The sequence below is a fragment of the Variovorax sp. GW822-FHT04E09 genome (genome assembly GCF_058800845.1).
The window spans coordinates 219846-238620 of record NZ_JBXAMR010000002.1 but is presented as its reverse complement, the minus strand read 5'-3'; the positions used below and the strand labels follow the sequence as shown (position 1 = coordinate 238620).

7 protein-coding genes are annotated in these 18775 nt (G+C 68.1%); all 7 read left to right on the top strand.

Annotated elements, in window-relative coordinates:
• Positions 1-431 precede the first annotated feature (431 nt).
• The 7 genes from AC1RL8_RS08475 to AC1RL8_RS08445 all read left to right on the top strand — a co-directional run bounded on the left by AC1RL8_RS08475 (position 432) and on the right by AC1RL8_RS08445 (position 18775).
• Positions 432-11426, top strand: a complete 10995-nt coding sequence (locus AC1RL8_RS08475) for a peroxidase family protein (protein ID WP_492685032.1) — start codon at positions 432-434, stop codon at positions 11424-11426.
• A gap of 41 nt (positions 11427-11467) precedes the next feature.
• Positions 11468-11737, top strand: coding sequence for a hypothetical protein (locus tag AC1RL8_RS08470; protein ID WP_143599160.1), 270 nt, complete (start codon positions 11468-11470; stop codon positions 11735-11737).
• A 31-nt stretch (positions 11738-11768) separates the two neighbouring features.
• On the top strand, positions 11769-13451 hold the full coding sequence (locus tag AC1RL8_RS08465) for a type I secretion system permease/ATPase (protein WP_095744455.1): 1683 nt from the start codon (positions 11769-11771) through the stop codon (positions 13449-13451).
• 36 nt (positions 13452-13487) lie between these two features.
• Positions 13488-14825, top strand: a complete 1338-nt coding sequence (locus AC1RL8_RS08460; RefSeq protein WP_070059823.1) for an HlyD family type I secretion periplasmic adaptor subunit — start codon at positions 13488-13490, stop codon at positions 14823-14825.
• 34 nt (positions 14826-14859) lie between these two features.
• Positions 14860-16644, top strand: coding sequence for a multicopper oxidase family protein (locus tag AC1RL8_RS08455; protein ID WP_492685031.1), 1785 nt, complete (start codon positions 14860-14862; stop codon positions 16642-16644).
• A gap of 29 nt (positions 16645-16673) precedes the next feature.
• Complete coding sequence (locus tag AC1RL8_RS08450; protein ID WP_492685030.1) at positions 16674-17327, top strand: SCO family protein; 654 nt, start codon at positions 16674-16676, stop codon at positions 17325-17327.
• An 86-nt stretch (positions 17328-17413) separates the two neighbouring features.
• Positions 17414-18775, top strand: a complete 1362-nt coding sequence (locus AC1RL8_RS08445) for a TolC family outer membrane protein (RefSeq protein WP_095744453.1) — start codon at positions 17414-17416, stop codon at positions 18773-18775.

The following is an 18775-nucleotide window of genomic DNA, read 5'->3' as shown; positions in this document are numbered from 1 at the left end:
AGCACCTTCGTTTTCGAAGACAACCAATCGACCACCGGTTGCCGTCCGCTTACAAGCGGCAACGACTTTCGGCGCGCCGACCTAGATTCTTTTTGACAGGATCCATGGTGGGGGTATCGCATGAACAAGTGTCGAATCAAGGTCCGCATGAAATGCGGGCTTCATCTCCATGCCGGCATCGCGCCTGACCGGCATCGCGCAATGGATATTTGCTGCACCGCCCCGCTGCGGTGCCTGAGCGGCCGACGACGATCCTAGTCGCTCCCCAGGCGTGACCGCTACCGGGTCGCGCGCTGCATCACTTCCTCGAAAAACCCGCGGCTGGCAATTCCAGGCGCGCGGTCACTCCTGAGCCACGCTACATGAGCCTTTTCGCCATGTAGGCGGGACCGGGGCTGCATTGAAAGTCGTTCGTCTTGAGGAGAATAGAAATGGCCACGCTGATCAGGTCCGATCTCGAATTCATTCTTCAACAAATTCTCATTGCGGAAGCACAAGCAGCGGGAGCGGACCCCGCCAGCCTGGTCCCGAACGCCTTTGCGCCCTTCGGCCTCAGGACGGTCGACGGGTCGTACAACAACCTGATGCCGGGCCAGAGCGAGTTCGGTGCCGCAGACAACCCGTTTCCGCAGCTGGTGCCGCAGACCTACAGCAACGAGCAGGACGACGCCTTCGCAGGGATCACCAACACGGACTACGGCAGCGCCGGGAACGTGGTCGATGCCGACCCGCGGCTGATCAGCAACCTGGTCGCCGACATGACCAGCAACAACCCCGCGGCGGTGAGCGCCTTCGTGGCCGCGGGCCTCGGAACGCTCGACGCAGCCGGCGTCCTGTACGACCTCCAGGGCGTCGTCATTCCCCCCGGCACGCTGCTGGAGATTCCGAACACCAGCCCCGACGAAGGCCTGTCGGCGCCCTTCAATTCATGGTTCACCTTCTTCGGCCAGTTCTTCGACCACGGCCTCGACCTGGTCAACAAGAGCAGCACCGAGATGATCTTCATGCCGCTGCAGCCGGACGATCCGCTGTTCAGTACGGCCCCCGGCGCCCCCAATTTCATGATCCTGTCGCGCGCCACGCGCGATGCGAACGGCGACCAGACCAACCAGACCACGCCCTTCGTCGATCAGAACCAGACCTATACCTCGCATCCCTCGCACCAGGTGTTCCTGCGCGAGTACGTGCTCGACGCCAACGGCCGTCCGGTGGCCACGGGCAGCCTGCTCGATGGCGCCGACGGCGGTCTTGCCAACTGGGCCCAGGTCAAGGCGCAGGCGCTGATGCTCGGCATCCAGCTCGACGACGCCGACGTGCTGGACCTGCCCCTGCTGGCGACGGACCAGTTCGGCAAGTTCATCCCCGATCCCGTGACCGGCTTCGCGCAGATCGTGCTGCGCGCCGCCGACGTCGGCGGGCCGCTGGACCCGGACGGCAACGGGCTCGCCTCGGGCACGCCCGGCGCGCCCATCGATGCCAGCGTGGGCGTTCGCACCGGCCATGCTTTCCTGAACGACATCGCGCATGCCGCGGCGCCCGTGTTCGTGGGCGGCGTGCTGGCGCCCGACAGCGACTCGGCCGTCGGCCTCTCGGAACCCGGCACCTATGACAACGAGCTGCTGGACCGCCACTTCATCACCGGCGACGGCCGCGGCAACGAGAACATCGCCCTGACCTCCGTCCACCACGTCTTCCACTCCGAGCACAACCGGCAGGCCGAAGAGATCAAGGCCACCGTCCTGGCCACGGGCGACGCTGCGTTCATCGCCTCATGGCAGCTGCCCGACGGCTCATGGAACGGCGAGCGCATCTTCCAGGCCGCGCGCTTCGCGACGGAGATGCAGTACCAGCACCTGGTGTTCGAAGAGTTCGCGCGCAAGATGCAGCCGGCCGTCGACGAGTTCCTGGCCGAAACCAACTACCAGACGACGATCAACCCGGCGATCGTCGCCGAGTTCGCACACGCGGTGTTCCGCGTCGGGCACACGATGCTGACCGAGACCGTGGACCGGCTGGACCCCAATTTCCTGTCGAGCGATCTCGCGCTGGTCGATGCCTTCCTCAACCCGATCGGGTTCAACAACGACGGCGCACTGACACCGGAGCAGGCGGCCGGCGCCATCGTGCGCGGCATGACCCGGCAGGTGGGCAACGAGATCGACGAGTTCGTCACCGACGCAGTGCGCAACCAGCTCCTGGGTCTGCCGCTGGACCTCGCCGCCATCAACATCGCACGCGGCCGGGATACCGGCATTCCCACGCTCAACGAAGCGCGCCGGGAGTTCTACACCTCGACCGCGGACCCGCAGCTCAAGCCCTATACGAGCTGGGTCGACCTCACGCAGCACCTCAAGCACGAGGCCTCCGTCATCAACTTCATTGCGGCGTACGGCACGCATGGCGCGCTGACCGCCGCGGACGTCGACACGATGGCCGAGAAGCGGGCCGTGGCGGCCGCACTCGTCTTCGGCGGCACCGTGGTTCTCAACGCCGGCACGGCCGCGGAGCGCAGCTTCGTTGCAGACGAAGCCGACAGGCTCGCCTTCCTGAACAGCACGGGCATCTACGCGATGGTCGGCGGTGTCACCACCACGGGCGTGGACGACATCGACCTGTGGATCGGCGGCCTGGCCGAAGAGCAAATGCCCTTCGGCGGCCTGCTGGGCTCGACCTTCAACTTCGTCTTCGAGTCGCAGATGGAGGCGCTGCAGAACGGCGACCGCTTCTATTACCTCTCCCGTCTGGCCGGCCTCAACTTCCTCACCGAACTGGAGAACAACACCTTCGCCAAGCTGGTGATGCTCAACACCGACGCGACGCACCTGCCGGCCGACATCTTCTCGACCCCGGGCCTGATCCTCGAAGTCGACCCGCTGCGCCAGTTCACCGGCATCGGCGTGGACGGTCACGGCGACCCGACCGAGGGCGGCACCGAACTCACCCCGCTGGTGATCCGTGACGATCCCACGACCGCGGCCGTGGAGACCACCTACCTGCGCTACACGGGCGACGAACACGTCGTGCTCGGCGGCACCGCCGGCAACGACACCCTGATCGCCAGCATCGGCGACGACACCATCTACGGCGACGGCGGCAACGACCGCATCGAGTCCGGCGACGGCAACGACCAGGTCGAGGGCGGCGCGGGCGACGACATCATCACGGACCGCGGCGGCGACGACGTGCTCAAGGGCAACGAGGGCAACGACGTCATCCACGGCGGCAACGGCGCGAACCTGATCATCGGCGGGGACGGCAGCGACTTCATCATCACCGGCGAGGACGTCTCCGAAGTCTTTGCCGGCCAGGGCAACGACTTCGTCCTGGGCAGCAAGGGCAACCTGCCGACATTCGGCAACGAGGGCCACGACTGGATCGAGCTGGGAACCCAGGACGGCACCACGGGCGACAGCTTCGACCCGCTCGTGCAAGACAGCGTCATCGGCAACGACGTCCTGATCTCCGGCGGCGGTTTCGACGAGCTGATCGGCGAAGGCGGCGACGACATCTTCACCGGCTCCGACGGCGAAGACCACTTCGACGGCGGCTCCGGCTTCGACTGGGCCAGCTACAAGTTCGACAAGTACGGCGTGACCGCCGACATGATCGTCAACGACTTCGTGGTGCCCCCGGTGGTCAACTCGAACGCCGCGATGATGGACCGCTTCGCCTTCACCGAAGGCCTGTCGGGATCGGCTTTCGCCGACTTCCTGCGCGGCGACGACGCCGACGCCGTCGAGATCCTGCAGGCCGGCTGGACCGGCAGCGTGCTCACCAACATCGCGCTCATCGACGGCCTGCAAAGCCTGCTGCCCGCGGGCATGACCTCGTTCGGCGAGGGCAACATCATCCTGGGCGGCGACGGCAGCGACCTCATCGAGGGCCGCGGCGGCAACGACATCATCGACGGCGACGCCTGGCTCAACGTACGCATCGCCGTCTCGGGCGTGCCCGGCCTCACCAGCGTCGACAGCCTGAAGGAGCTGGTGCCGCGCATGCTCTCGGGCGAGATCAACCCGGGCCAGCTCAGCATCGTGCGCGAGATCCTGATGTCCGACAGCGCCGACTACGACACCGCGATGTTCTCCGGGCTGCGCGCCAACTACACCGTCACCACCGGCGCCGACGGCCGCACCACCGTCACCGACAACGTCGGCACCGACGGCACCGACATCCTGCGCAACATCGAGCGGCTGCAGTTCTCCGACGCCGTCCAGCTGCTGTCCGGCAGCAACAACGCACCGGGCGGCTCGGTCACGATCAGCGACGACACGCCGCAGATCAACCAGCTCCTGAGCGTGTCGGCCGCCCTCACCGATGCGGACAATCCTGGCGGCACCGTCACCGGGCCGATCAGCTACACGTGGCAGTACGAGGCCGACCCGACGCGCGCGCCGGGCGTGTTCCGCGACATCATCGACCTGGGCGGCGGCCAGCCCGCCACGGTGAACGGCACGACCTTCCGGGTCACCGCACCCTTCGACGGCCTGGCCATCCGGGTGCGGGCCGTCTACCGCGATGCCGACGGCGTGCTGGAAACCGTGTACTCCACGCCCACCGCGGCGGTCACCGGCGTGGCGGCCGTCGTGCCGCCGGCGCCCCCGCCCTCCTCCGCGCTGGTCGACAGCGCGGGCGTGCGCTTCCTGCAGTCCGACCTGCAGTTCATCCTGGAGCAGATCAAGATCTCGGAGCGGCACGCGAACGGCGAGGCGCTGACCGACATCCTGGACAACGCGCGCGCGCCGCTCGGCCTTCGCACGGTGGACGGCTCCTACAACAACCTGGTGCAGGGCCAGTCCGGCTTTGGCGCCGCGGACCAGGTGTTCCCGCGCCTGGTCGATCCGGTGTTCCGCAACGACCAGGACGGTGACAGCATCAACCTCGGCCCGGGGGGCACGCTCACCAACACGGACTACGGCCCCAGCGGCAATGTGGTGGACGCCGACCCGCGCATCATCAGCAACCTGATCGTCGACATGACGAGCAACAACCCGGCGGCGGTGAGCGCGTTCGTCGACGCGGGCCTGGGCACGCTGGTGGACGGTGTGCTGTACGACCTGGACGGCGTGGCGATTCCCGTCGGCACCCTGCTGGTCATTCCGAACACCGCGCCGGACGAAGGCCTGTCGGCGCCGTTCAACGCCTTCATGACCTTCTTCGGCCAGTTCTTCGACCACGGCCTGGACCTCGTGGCCAAGGGCGGCAACGGCACCATCTTCGTCCCGCTGCAGCCTGACGATCCGCTCTATGTGTCGGGCAGCAACAGCAACTTCCTGGTGCTGACGCGCGCCACCCAGGTTGCCGGACCCGGCGCCGACGGCGTCATGGGCACCGCGGACGACACCACGCACGAGGCCACGAACCTCACGACGCCTTTCATCGACCAGAACCAGACCTACACGTCGCACCCCTCGCACCAGGTCTTCCTGCGCGCCTACGAGCTCAACGCCGAAGGCAAGCCGGTCGCCACCGGGCGGCTGATCACCAACCGCGACCTCGGTGCCGACGGCATCTTCGGCACCGGCGACGACATCGAACTCGGCGGCATGGCCACCTGGGCGGTGGTCAAGGCGCAGGCACGCGACCTGCTGGGCATCGCGCTGGACAATGCCGACGCGCTCAACCTGCCGCTGCTGGCGGCCGACGAGTACGGCAACTTCATTCCCGACCCGGTGACCGGCTTCGCGCAGATCGTGCTGCAGGCCGGCGGCACGCTGGCCTCGGGCTCGCCGGGCGCGCCGATCGATGCAAGCCTGGCCGTGCGCACGGGCCACGTGTTCCTGGCCGACATCGCCCACACTGCCAACCCGGTGAACAGCCAGGGCGTCGCGCTGACGGCCGATGCCGACGACCAGATCGGCGGCACACCGGCCGCGGGCTTCTACGACGACGAACTGCTCGATGCGCACTACATCGCCGGCGACGGCCGGGTCAACGAAAACATCGCGCTGACCAGCATTCACCATGTGTTCCACGCCGAGCACAACCGGCTGGTCGAACACACCAAGGCAGTGATCATGGCGTCGGGCGACGCGGCCTTCATTGCCGAATGGCACCTGCCCGATGGCTCGTGGGACGGCGAGCGCCTGTTCCAGGCGGCCCGCTTCGGCACCGAGATGCAGTACCAGCACCTCGTGTTCGAGGAATTCGCGCGCAAGGTGCAGCCGCAGATCGACATCTTCTTTGCCGCCACCCAGGTCTACGACACCGAGATCGATCCGTCGATCGTCGCCGAGTTCGCCCACACCGTGTACCGCTTCGGCCACTCGATGCTGACGGAGACGGTGGACCGCTTCGACGTCGACTTCAACGTGATCGGCGGCACGGCCGACCCCACGCAGCAGCTCGGGCTGATCGAGGCCTTCCTCAATCCGCTCGCGTTCGCAGCCAGCGGCATCACGGCGGATGAAGCGGCCGGCGCGCTCGCGCGCGGCCTCACGCGGCAACAGGGCAACGAGATCGACGAGTTCGTGACCGAGGCCCTGCGCAACAACCTGCTCGGCCTGCCGCTCGACCTGGCGACGATCAACATCGTGCGCGGGCGCGACACCGGCGTGCCGACACTCAACGCCGCGCGGCGCGACTTCTACAGCGTGACCGGCGACAGCCAGCTCAAGCCCTACGCGAACTGGGTCGACTTCATGCAGCACATCAAGCATGAGGCCTCGGTGGTCAACTTCATTGCGGCCTACGGCGTGCACGCCAGCCTGGCCGCCGCCGACACCCTGATCGAGAAGCGCGCGGCGGCGGTGGCGCTGGTCTACGGCGGCATCGGTGCGCCGGAGGATCGGCTCGACTTCCTGTACGGACGCAATGCCTACGCGGACGAGGCCGGCATCACGACCACCGGCGTCGACGACATCGACCTGTGGATCGGCGGCCTGGCCGAAAAGCAGATGCCGTTCGGCGGCCTGCTGGGTTCGACCTTCAATTTCGTCTTCGAGGAGCAGATGGAGAAGCTGCAGGACGGCGACCGCTTCTACTACCTGGAGCGCACGCAGGGCCTGAACTTCCTCACCGAGCTGGAGAACAACTCCTTCGCCCGGCTGGTGATGGCCAACACCGATGTCGAGCACCTGCCCGGCGACATCTTCACGACGCCGGGGTTCACGCTGGAGGTGGACCCGTCCCGGCAGTTCACGGGCCTGGGGCTCGACGGGCGCGACGATCCGACGGCCGAGGGCAGCCTGACGCCACTGGTGCTGCGCAACAACCCCGGTACCGAAGCGGCCGATCCGAACTACCTGCAGTACAGCGGCGAGGACCACGTCGTTCTGGGCGGTACCGCAGGCAACGACACCATCATTTCCAGCATCGGCGACGACACGCTGTGGGGCGACGCCGGCAATGACCGGCTCGAAGGCGGGGATGGCAACGACTTCGTCTTCGGCGGGGCCGGCGACGACATCATGACGGACCTGGGTGGCGACGACAACATGCAGGGCGGCGACGGCAACGACGCCATCCACGGCGGCAACGGCATCAACCTGATCCTGGGCGGCCACGGCAACGACTTCATCGTCACCGGCGAAGACCCGTCCGAGGCGTTCGGCGGCACGGGCAACGACTTCATCCTCGGCGCCCGCGGCAACGAGTTCGTGTTCGGCAACGAAGGCGACGACTGGATCGAGAAAGGCATGGCCGACGGCAGCGCCGGCGAGAACTTCGACGCCTTCGCCCGCGACCAGGTGGTGGGCCACGACGTCTTCATCGGCAACTCGATCTCCGACCGGATGGACGGCGAAGGCGGCGACGACATCATGTTCGGCAACGGCGGCCAGGTGGACCGCTACGAAGGCGGCTCCGGCTTCGACTGGGCCGGGTTCAAGGACGATGCCTTCGGCGTCACGGCCGACCTGTTCCTTCGTGCCTTCGACGAAACGCCCGTGCCGATCTCGAACGCGACCGTGCTGGCGCGGTTCACTTCGGTCGAGGGCATGTCGGGCTCTGCGCACGCCGACGTCCTGCGCGGCGACGACAACGATGCGGCCGCGATGGCGCTGTCGGGCACCACGGGCAGCGTGCTGACCCACATCGAACTCATCGACGGACTGCAGGGCCTCCTGGACCAGGTGCTCGGTGTCGGCATGGAGATGGACGGACCGGTGACTTCGTTCGCCGGCAACATCATCCTGGGCGGCGGCGGCAGCGACCTGCTGGAGGGCCGCGGCGGCAACGACATCATCGACGGCGATGCCTGGCTGAACGTGCGCATCAGCGTGCGGGAGAACGCCGACGGAACGGGCGCCGAGATCGCGAGCTATGACACCATGACCGACCTCGAGCTGCAGGGGCGCGTCTTCGACGGCACCTACAACCCGGGTCAACTCACCATTGCCCGCGAGATCCTGATGTCGGATGCGCCGGACTTCGACACGGCCGTCTTCTCGGACGTCTTCGGCAACTACGAGATCACCTTCCTCGAAAACGATGTCTGGCGCATCAGCCATGTGGTGGACGGCGTGGCCGGCGCCGACGGCATCGACGTGGTGCGCAACATCGAACGCCTGCAGTTCTCCGATGGCGCGGCATTCATTGCGGAAGAAGGCTTCAACCTCGATCCCGAAGGCCAGCTGACCCTCAGCGACACCACGCCCACCCTGGGCGCGACCCTCACCGTGTCGGCCCTGGGCGTGACCGATCCGGACAACGTCAGCGCGACCAACCCCGACGGTGCGATCACCGGCCCCATCGCCTACTTCTGGCAGGCCGAGGTCCGCCCCGGCATCTTCGAAGACATCCTGATCGAGAACGCCGGCGGCGAAGTGGCGCGGGCCACGGGCACGAGCTTCACGCCGCGGACCTTCGAGCTCGGCCTGGCGCTGCGCGTGCGGGCGGTCTACAAGGATGCCAACGACGTGCTGGAGAACGTGTACTCCGCCACGACCGCGCCGCTGGCCCTCAACGCCGCGGCCACCGGGCAGCCGACGATCAGCGACACCACGCCGACCGAAGGCCAGCTGCTGACGGCATCGACCCTCGGCATCAGCGACGTGGACGGGCTGACGGGCGCCGTCTTCAGCTACCAGTGGGAACAGGCCGTCAACACGGGCGTCGGCGGCGGCGGCGCCGGGTTCACGCCCATCGCGGGCGCCACCCTGGCGACCTTCACGCCGGGCGCCGACCAGGTCAACCGCGAACTGCGCCTGACGGTGAGCTTCACGGACGATGCGGGCGCGCTCGAGACGGTGCGCTCCGCGGCCACCGTGGTCACGGGCGACTTCATCGCGGCCAACAACGCGGCCCAGGTCCTCACGGGCACTGAAGGCCAGGACGTGATCTTCGGCGGCGGCGGCGCGGACGCCATCAACGGCCTCGGCCAGGACGACCTCATCGACGGCGGCGCGGGCAGCGACAGCATCGCCGGCGGCGCCGGCAACGACACCATCAACTACACGATGGGCGAAGGCACGGACACCGTCGACGGCGGCGCGGGGCTGGACACCCTGAACGTCATCGGAACGGCGGCGGCCGACGCGCTGGCGGTGAGCTACAACGGCACCGCGCTCACGGTGGTGGCCGGCGGCACGGTGAGCAATGTCGAGTCGGTCACAGCCGACCTGCTGGCCGGCGTCGACACGCTGACCTACACGAGCGCCGCGGCCATCTCGGTGAACCTCACGGCCGGAACGGCCTCGGGCTTCACCTCGATCGCCGGCATCGAGAACGTGACGACAGGCGATGGCGCCGACGTGCTCGTGGGCAATGCGCTGGCCAACGTGCTCAACGGCGGCGGCGGCAACGACCGCTTCGTCGCGACGGTGAACGACGGCAACGACAGCTACACCGGCGGCGGCGGCACCGATACGCTGGACCTGTCCGCGATCTCCGCAGGCGTGACGATCACCCCGACGACCGCCACGGGCGCGCAGACGGGCACCGATGCGCTGTCCTCCATCGAGAACTTCATCGGCAGCCAGGGCGCTGACAGCATCGTCGTCAATGGCGGCGCGAACGTGATCGACGGCCAGGGCGGCAACGACGTCATCGACGCCGGCGGCGGCAACGACACCGTGACCGGTGGCGAGGGCAACGACACGCTCACCGGCGGCGCCGGCAACGACACGGTCAGCGGCGGCGCGGGAGACGACCTCTTCCACTACCTCGTCGGCGACGGCGCCGACACGATCAACGGCGGCGCGGGTGCCAACGACCGGCTGACCATCGCCGGCACGGCGCTGGGCCAGACGCTCGCGGTGGTGCTGACGGGAACGGCGATCGCGTCCCTGGCGGGCGGCACCGTCACCGACGTCGAGGCGGTCACGGCCGACCTCCAGGGCGGCGTCGATACCCTGAGCTACGGTGCCACGACCACGGCCGTCACCGTGAACCTGGCCACCGGCACGGCCACGGGCTTCGAATCGGTGGCGAACATCGAGAACGTGACCGGTGGCGCCGGCAACGACACGCTGACCGGCAACACCGGTGCCAACGCGCTGAACGGCGGCGGCGGCGACGACCGCTTCGTCGCGACGATCGGCGACGGCAACGACAGCTATGTCGGCGGGGCCGGCGTGGACACCTACGACCTGTCGGCCACCACGGCCGGCGCGACGGTGACGGTCAACCTCGCCACGAGCGCGCAGATCGGCACCGACACGCTCAACACGATGGAGAACATCATCGGCAGCCAGGGCAACGACATCATCGTCGTCAATGGCGGCGCGAACTTCATCGACGGCCAGGGCGGCAACGACACCATCAGTGCCGGCGCCGGCGACGACATCGTGCTGGGTGGCTCGGGCAACGACACCATCAACGGCCAGGCAGGCGACGACAGGCTCACCGGCGGGCTGGACAGCGACACGGTGGACGGCGATGCGGGCGCAGACACCTTCATCGCCACGGTGGGCGACGGCAACGACAGCTACGCCGGCGGCATCGGCAACGACACCTACGACCTGTCCGCCACCTCGGCCGGTGCGACGGTCACGCCGACCTCCGCCACCAGTGCCGAGACCGGCACCGACACGCTGAGCTCGGTGGAGAACGTGATCGGCAGCCAGGGCAACGACAACATCAGCTTCGCGCCCGTGGCCCTCCTGAATGCCGCGAACGTGGTGGATGGCGGTGGCGGCAACGACACCCTCAGCACCGGGGCGGGCGCGGACCGGCTGACCGGCGGCACGGGCAACGACACCATGGACGGCGGAACGGGAGACGACGTCTTCGTGTTCGCGCCGGGGTTCGGCAACGACACGATCCTCGGCTTCGATGCCAGTGGGAACCTGCTCAACGGGCAGGACCGGCTGAACATCTCCGCAATGGGGATCAACGCCGGCAACTTTGCCGCCAACGTGTCCATCACCGACCTGGGCGCCGACACGCTGGTCGAGTTCGACGGCCTGGAAAGCATCCTGCTGATGGGCGTGAACGGGGTGGGAACGAACACCATCACGCAGGCCGACTTCGTGCTGTCGGCATGAGCACCGCCGACGTTTCAACGACCTTGACCACGGAGAACGACATGGACGAGAAAAACAACGCAAGCCCGCAGCAGGCCCCTCGTTCCATCTCCGACCCGCGCGAGGTGGCGACGTTGATCATGTCGCGCATCGGCATGGTCAACGCGAAGAAGGACGAGCTGAGCGTCGCCATCCAGGGCCTGTGCGACGCGACCCAGCAGCTGTCGCGCGCCTACTCGGCGCAGATGGTGACCATCGACCGGCTGGTGCGGCGGGTGAAGTCGCTGGAAGCCGCGGCGCAGGCCGCGGCCCAGGACCCGCAGGTCAACTGAGCAACGCCCCACAGAACCACAGGAGACGCACATGAAAACCCTGTGGATGGAACTGCGACCGCTGCTGCTGTACATCGCGGCGTTCTCCTTCTTCATCAACCTGCTGTTCCTGGTGCCCGCGTTCTTCACCCTGCAGGTGTTCGACCGGGTCATCTCGACCAGCAGCCATGAAACGCTGCTGGTGCTGCTCGCCGGGACCGGCGTGGCGCTGTTCATCCTGCTGCTGCTGGACTACCTGCGAACCCGGCTGCAGAACGTGGTGGGCATCATGGTGGACGAGCGACTCTCCCCACCGGTGGTGAACGCCATCGTGGAGCGCGCCGCACGCGCCCCGAGCGGCGTGAGGACAGAAGGAATCCGCGACGTGGCCGCGCTTCGCGCCGTGTTTTCCGCCAATGGCCTGATCGCGGTGTTCGATGCGCCCTGGGTGTTCGTGTACGTGTTCGTGATCTGGATGTTCCACCCCGCGCTCGGCCTGGGCGCGGCGTTCTCCGCGCTCCTCATGCTCGGCCTGGCCTGGCTCAACGACCGCATCAGCCGCCGGTCGCTCGAAACCCTGCAGAACGAAGGGCGACGCGCCGCGCAATACGTCGAGAGTTCCTTGCGCAACGCCGAAGTGCTGCAGGCCCTGGGAATGACACAGCGCCTGCTGGTGCGCTGGCGGGCGCTGCAGGACCAGATCGCGACCATGCAGACCAGCGCCAGCCGCAGCACCGTGGCGTTCACCGCCGGGACCAAGGCCGCGCGCCAGGCCATCCAGATTCTCATGCTGGCCCTGGGCGCGTACCTGGTGCTGAGCCAGCAGGCCTCCGCCGGCGTGATGATCGCCACCAGCATCCTGCTGGGCCGCGCGGTGCAGCCGGTGGAGCAGCTCGTGGGCAGCTGGCGCACGCTGATCGAGGCGCGGGCGGCCTACGGGCGCCTGCAGGAACTGTCGAAGGACTTCGAGCGCACCGAGCCGCATGTCGCCATGCCGCGCCCCGAAGGACGCCTGAGCGCGGAGAACATCTCGTACCGCGCGGCCGGCTCGGAGACCCTGGTGCTCTCGAACATCGTCTTCGCGCTGGCGCCGGGCGAGGCCCTGGCCATCGTCGGCCCGAGCGCGGCCGGCAAGTCGACCCTCGCGCGCGTGCTCACGGGCGTGTGGCGCCCCAGCAGCGGCAAGGTCCGCCTGGACGGTGCCGACGTGTCGTACTGGCCGCGCGAAGAGCTGGGCCCCTACATCGGCTACGTGCCCCAGGACGTCGAGCTCTTTGACGGCAGCGTGGCGGACAACATCGCGCGCCTGGACAAGGTGGACTCCGAAGCGGTGGTTGCCGCCGCCGTGCGCGCCAATGCGCACGACATGATCCTGACCCTCCCGAAGGGCTACGACACGCCGGTGGGCGAACACGGCTCGCGGTTGTCTCCGGGCCAGCGCCAGCGCATCGCGCTCGCCCGCGCGCTGTACGGCAACCCGCAGCTGGTGATCCTGGACGAGCCGAACTCCAACCTGGACGGCGCGGGAGAAGTCGCACTCGCCCAGGCGATGAGCGGCCTGCGCCAGGCGGGCGTGACCTCGGTCGTCGTCACCCATCGCCCGTCGCTGATCGCCCACGTGGACAAGATCCTGGTGCTCGCCGCGGGCCGCATCCAGCAGTTCGGCCCGGCGAGCGAGGTGATGCGCGACATGCAGCGCCAGGCCCAGGCGATCGTGGACCAGAAGGCCGCCTGAGCGTCGCGCCGCCGTTGCGAACAAGGACCCCGCACCATGAGCACCGCCACACTCCCGATGCCTCCCGTTGCAGCCCCACGCAGCAGCCGGGAGCACGCACGACGCCTCGCGCGAAGCGGATGCTGGGTCATCCTCGGCGCGATCCTGCCCCTGGGCCTGTGGATGGGCCTCGCCCCGCTCTCGATGGCGGTGGTGGCCCCCGCGTTCGTCAAGGTGGACCTCAACCGCCGTCCGGTGCAGCACCTGGAAGGCGGCACCGTGCGCGAAGTCATGGTGCGCGACGGCCAGCATGTGAACGCCGGCGATCCGATCCTGGTCCTGGGCGACGTGCGCGTGGACGCCGACCGCAACCGCCTGAGCTACCGCGTCCATCTGGAGCGTGCCATGCTGGTGCGCCTGGAGGCCGAGCAGTCCGTCGCGAAAACGCTCGCCTTCCCCGAAGACCTGCTGCGCGCGGCCCGGCAGGACGATCGCATCGGCCAGGCCCTGCTCAAGGAGACGGCGCTGTTCCAGGCCCAGCGCCATTCGCTGGACAGCGCGGCCTCGCTCATGAGAACGCAGCGCGATCGCGTGCAGCAGGAAATCGTCGCCGTGCACGCGCAGATCGCGCAGGCGCAGAACTCGCTCGTCCTGCAGCGCCAGGACCTGGAGGCCAACCGCGGGCTGATCCAGGAAGGCTTCATTTCGTCGAGCCGGATCTCCCAGCTCGAGTCGGTGGTGATGGAGTACGCGGCCAAGCTCGAAGAGCGGCGCACGGAACTGGCGCGCGCCGCCCAGCGCCTGGTGGAGATCGACCTGAAGATCCAGTCGATCCGCAACGACTACGTGAAGGCCGCGAGCGACCAGCTCAAGGCCACCACGCAGCGCCTGGGCGAGATCGAGCAGGAGCAGCGCAAGTCGAACGACGCGGCGCAGCGGCAGGTCGTCGTGGCCCCGGCCAGCGGCGAAGTGATCGACCTGAAGTTCACCTCGCCCGGCGCGGTGGTCGGGCCCGGGGAGGCGATCGCGGACATCGTGCCCAGCGACGCCCAGCTGATGATCGAGGCGCGCATCCGTCCGGAAGACATCAGCAACGTGCACCTCAACCAGCGCGCGCGGGTGAAGTTCACCGCCTTCAAGTACCGCAACACCTCGATGGTCACCGGCAAGGTGACCTATGTCGCCGGCGACCGGCTGATCGAGCGCCAGACCAACCTGCCCTACTACAGCGTGATGATCCTGGCCGACGCCGAGTCGCTCAGGGCCATCGGCGACTTCAAGCTCCAGGCGGGCATGCCCGCCGAGGTCTACATCGCGGGCGTCTCGCAGACCGCGCTGCAGTACGTCATCGAGCCCATCACCTCCACCATCCGCCGATCGGGACGGCAGATGTAGCGGGGCTGTTCTCTGTCAACGAGGGGAATACATCATGCGCAAGGATTCCAATCACCACGACCCCGTGACGCCTGTCGCCCACAGCAAGAGACGCACGTTCCTGAAGGCCTCGCTGGCAGCCACGGCCGCCCCCCTGGTCCTGACACCGGGCAAGACCCGCGCACAACCCACGCCCCTGCCGCCCAGCCCGCCGACGACACCGTGGGTCGAGGACCTGCCCAACCAGGTCACGCCGCTCACACCGCTGGCCACGCTGACCCCGGCCCCGACCCTCAACGCGAACATCGCGGGCGGCGAGTGCGGTCGTGCACCGCACCAGCGCTACGCGGAACTGACCGTGCCCGGCAAGGCCGGCACGCCGCTGCTGTACCAGCTGACGGCCAAGGAGAACCCGGCCTGGCTGTTCAACGGCAACAACCCCTACTACCCCCCGCAGCCCATCTGGGGCTACGAAGGCAACACGCCAGGGGTGACCACGCCGGGCCCCACGATCCACGCGCGCTACGGGCAGTCGGTCATCTGCCGCATCCGCAACCAGCTGCCGCAGAACCACACGGGATTCGGCTCGCCCGAGATCAGCACGCACCTGCACAACATGCACACGCCGTCGGAGAGCGACGGCTACGCGAGCGACTTCTACAGCGCCGTCCAGGGCGGCGTGACGCTGACCGCGCCGGGGACCTTCAACGACCACTTCTACCCCAACCTCTACGCCGGCTTCGACGAGTTCGGCGGCCTCGGCGATTCGCGCGAAGCCCTGGGCTCGCTCTTCTATCACGACCACACGGAAGGCGTGACGGCACCGAACGTGCTCAAGGGCATGTTCGGGCGCTACATGGTCTTCGACGCGCTCGACACCGGCGACGAGACCACGGGGCTGCGGCTGCCCAGCGGCGCGTACGACTACCCCCTGAGCTTCTCGGACAAGCGGTTCGACTCGGGCGGCCGGCTGACCTTCGACGAGCTCAACCCCGAGGGTGTGCTGGGCGACAAGATCGTGGTCAACGGCAAGATCGAGCCGGTGCTGCGCGTCGCACGCCGCAAGTACCGGCTGCGGCTGCTGAACGTCGGGCCGTCGCGCTTCTACGAGTTCGTGCTGCAGAACACGGGCGGCACCATCGTGTACCCGTACACGCAGATCGCCAGCGACGGCAACCTGCTGCCGGCACCGATCCTGAACCAGCTGAGGGTGCGGATCGCCCCGGCCGAGCGCGCGGACATCGTGGTGGACTTCTCGCGATTCCCGCTGAACACCACGCTGTACCTCGTCAACCAGCTCACGCAGGTCGACACCCGCAAACCCGGCGTGGTGCAGTCGCCGGGCACGCGCGTGCTCAAGTTCATCGTCGATCGCCAGCCCCCGACGCCCGACCTGAGCGTGGTGCCGAGCGTGCTGCGCCCGCTGCGCGACCTGCCCAGTGCCAGTGAACTCGCGGCCCTGCCGGTTCGCACCTGGGTGTTCGCGCGCAACAGCGGCATGTGGAACGTCAACGGGCTGTTCTTCGATTCGCTCACGGCCAGAGCCAGGATCACCCGGGGCACCGCCGAGATCTGGGAGTTCATCAATCCCGACAACGGCTGGCAGCACCCGATCCACGTGCACTTCGAAGAAGGACGGATTCTCAGCAAGAGCGTCAACGGCGTGAGCCTGACCATTCCCGTGAACGAGCGCGGACGCAAGGACGTCTTCGTCGTCGGCGAACTCATGACCGTGAGGGTGCTCGTGCGCTTCCGCGATTTCTCGGGCAAGTACCTGATGCACTGCCACAACCTCACCCACGAGGACCACGCAATGATGGTTCGCTTCGACATCGTGTGAAGAACGCCGATGACTTTCAGGAGATTCTCATGAACCACCGCAGACACTTGATCGCCGGACTGGGCGTCGCGTCCTTGTACGCGTTCGGCCTGCCCGCCTCCGCCGAGGCGCCGGCAACGGCTGCACGCCCGGGGCGTCGCATGCCGAACGTCGAACTGAAGGCCCACACCGGGGCGAAGGTGAACTTCTACGACGACCTGGTCCGTGGAAAGATCGTCGCCATCAACATGATGTACGCGGACTGCGAAGGCATCTGTCCGCTCATGACCAACAACCTCCTGCGCGTGCAGGAGCGCCTGGCCTCTCGGGTGGGCCGGGACATCTTCATGTACTCGATCACCATCCGCCCGGAGATCGACACCGTGGAGCACCTGGCCGACTACGCCGAGATGCACAGCGTGAACCCGGGCTGGCTTTTCCTGACCGGGAGCCGGAGCAACATCGACCTCGTGCGCTTCGCCCTGGGCTTCTACGACCCGGACCCGAAGGTCGACAAGGAGATCAATCGCCACACCGGCATGGTGCGCATCGGCAACGACGTCTATGACCGCTGGTCGATGGCGCCGGCGCTGGCGGCGCCCGAGCAGATCGTGGCCGCCATCCTGCATGTCGATCGCAGCCCGGCCGCGGTTCGCCGCGCGGGTGGCGCCATCTTGCAGGCCGACCCTCGGAGCACGGTCTGAACCAGCGCCTGCGCCGACCCCCACCCGGTGGACAGGGCTCACGGGCCCCCGCCACCGGGAAGCGTCTCGTCCCGGCGTGGGGCGCCGTGCTCGCAGCGAGCTTCGCGTGGCCCGTCCATGGCCAGAGCCTGGTCGAGATCTACACGTCGGCGCGCGGCTACGACGCCACCTACCAGGGCGCGCGGGCCCAGTACGAGGCCACGCTGGCGCGGGCGGCGCAGTCCAGGGCCGGCATCCTGCCCACCGTCGGCCTGTCGGCCGGCGCCTCGCACACCCGGCAGGACCTCTCGACGGAAGGCAGCGCGACAACGCGCGGGTTCAACACCCAGAGCGTCGGCATCAACGCCACGCAGCCGCTGTACCGCCCCGCCAACTGGGCCGCCTACGAGCAGGGCCAGCGGCAGGCCGAGGTGGCGCAGATGGTGCTCACCATCGCCGAGCAGGACCTCATCGTGCGCGTGAGCCAGGCCTACTTCGACGTGCTCGCCAGCCAGGACAGCCTGGCCCTGGTGCGCGCGCAGAAGGTGGCCGTGGCCGAGCAGCTGGCCTCGGCCAAGCGCAACTTCGAAGTCGGCACCACCACCATCACCGACGCGCGCGAAGCGCAGGCCCGCTACGACCTGGTGATCGCGCAGGAGATCGCCGCCGAGAACGACCTGCAGGTGAAGAAGATCGTGCTCGACCAGCTCGTCGGCAGCACCGGCAGCGTGCCCGTGCCGCTGGCGGCGCCCGTGATGCTGCCTCCGCTCGCGCCCGCCGACATCGAGGTCTGGACCTCGCACGCGGACGCCGGGCACCCTGCGATCCAGCAGGCCCGCCTGGGCCTGGACGTGGCCGGGCTCGAGGTGCAGAAGGCGCAGGCCGGCCACCTGCCCACGCTCGATGCGACCCTGGGCTACAACGTCACGAACAACCCCCAGGGCACCAACACCACGCCGGGCCGCTCGCGGGTCAAGGCCCTCACCGTGGGCGTCTCCCTCAACCTGCCCTTGTTTGCCGGCTACGCGATCGAGAACCGCGTCAGGGAAACGCTGGCGCTCGAAGACCAGTCGCGCTCGCTGCTCGAGGCCACGCGCCGCGGCGTCGCGCAGGCCACCCGCGCCACCTACCTGGGGCTGGTGTCGGCCGCCGGCCAGGTGAAGGCGCTCGAAGCCGCCGAGGTCTCCAGCCAGATCGCGCTGGAGGCCAATCGCATGGGCTACCAGGTGGGCGTGCGCATCAACATCGACGTGCTCAACGCGCAGAGCCAGCTCTTCCAGACCAAGCGCGACCTGGCGGTGGCGCGCTATTCGGTGCTGCTCGGCAATCTCAAGCTGCGGCAGGCCAACGGCACGCTGGTGCCCGAGGACCTGAACGCCATCGATGCCGCGCTTGCAACCCACGGCCGCACCCCGGTCGACAGCGCGGCGCCCGTCTCCGTGTCCAGGAGAACGCCGGCTCGCCAATGA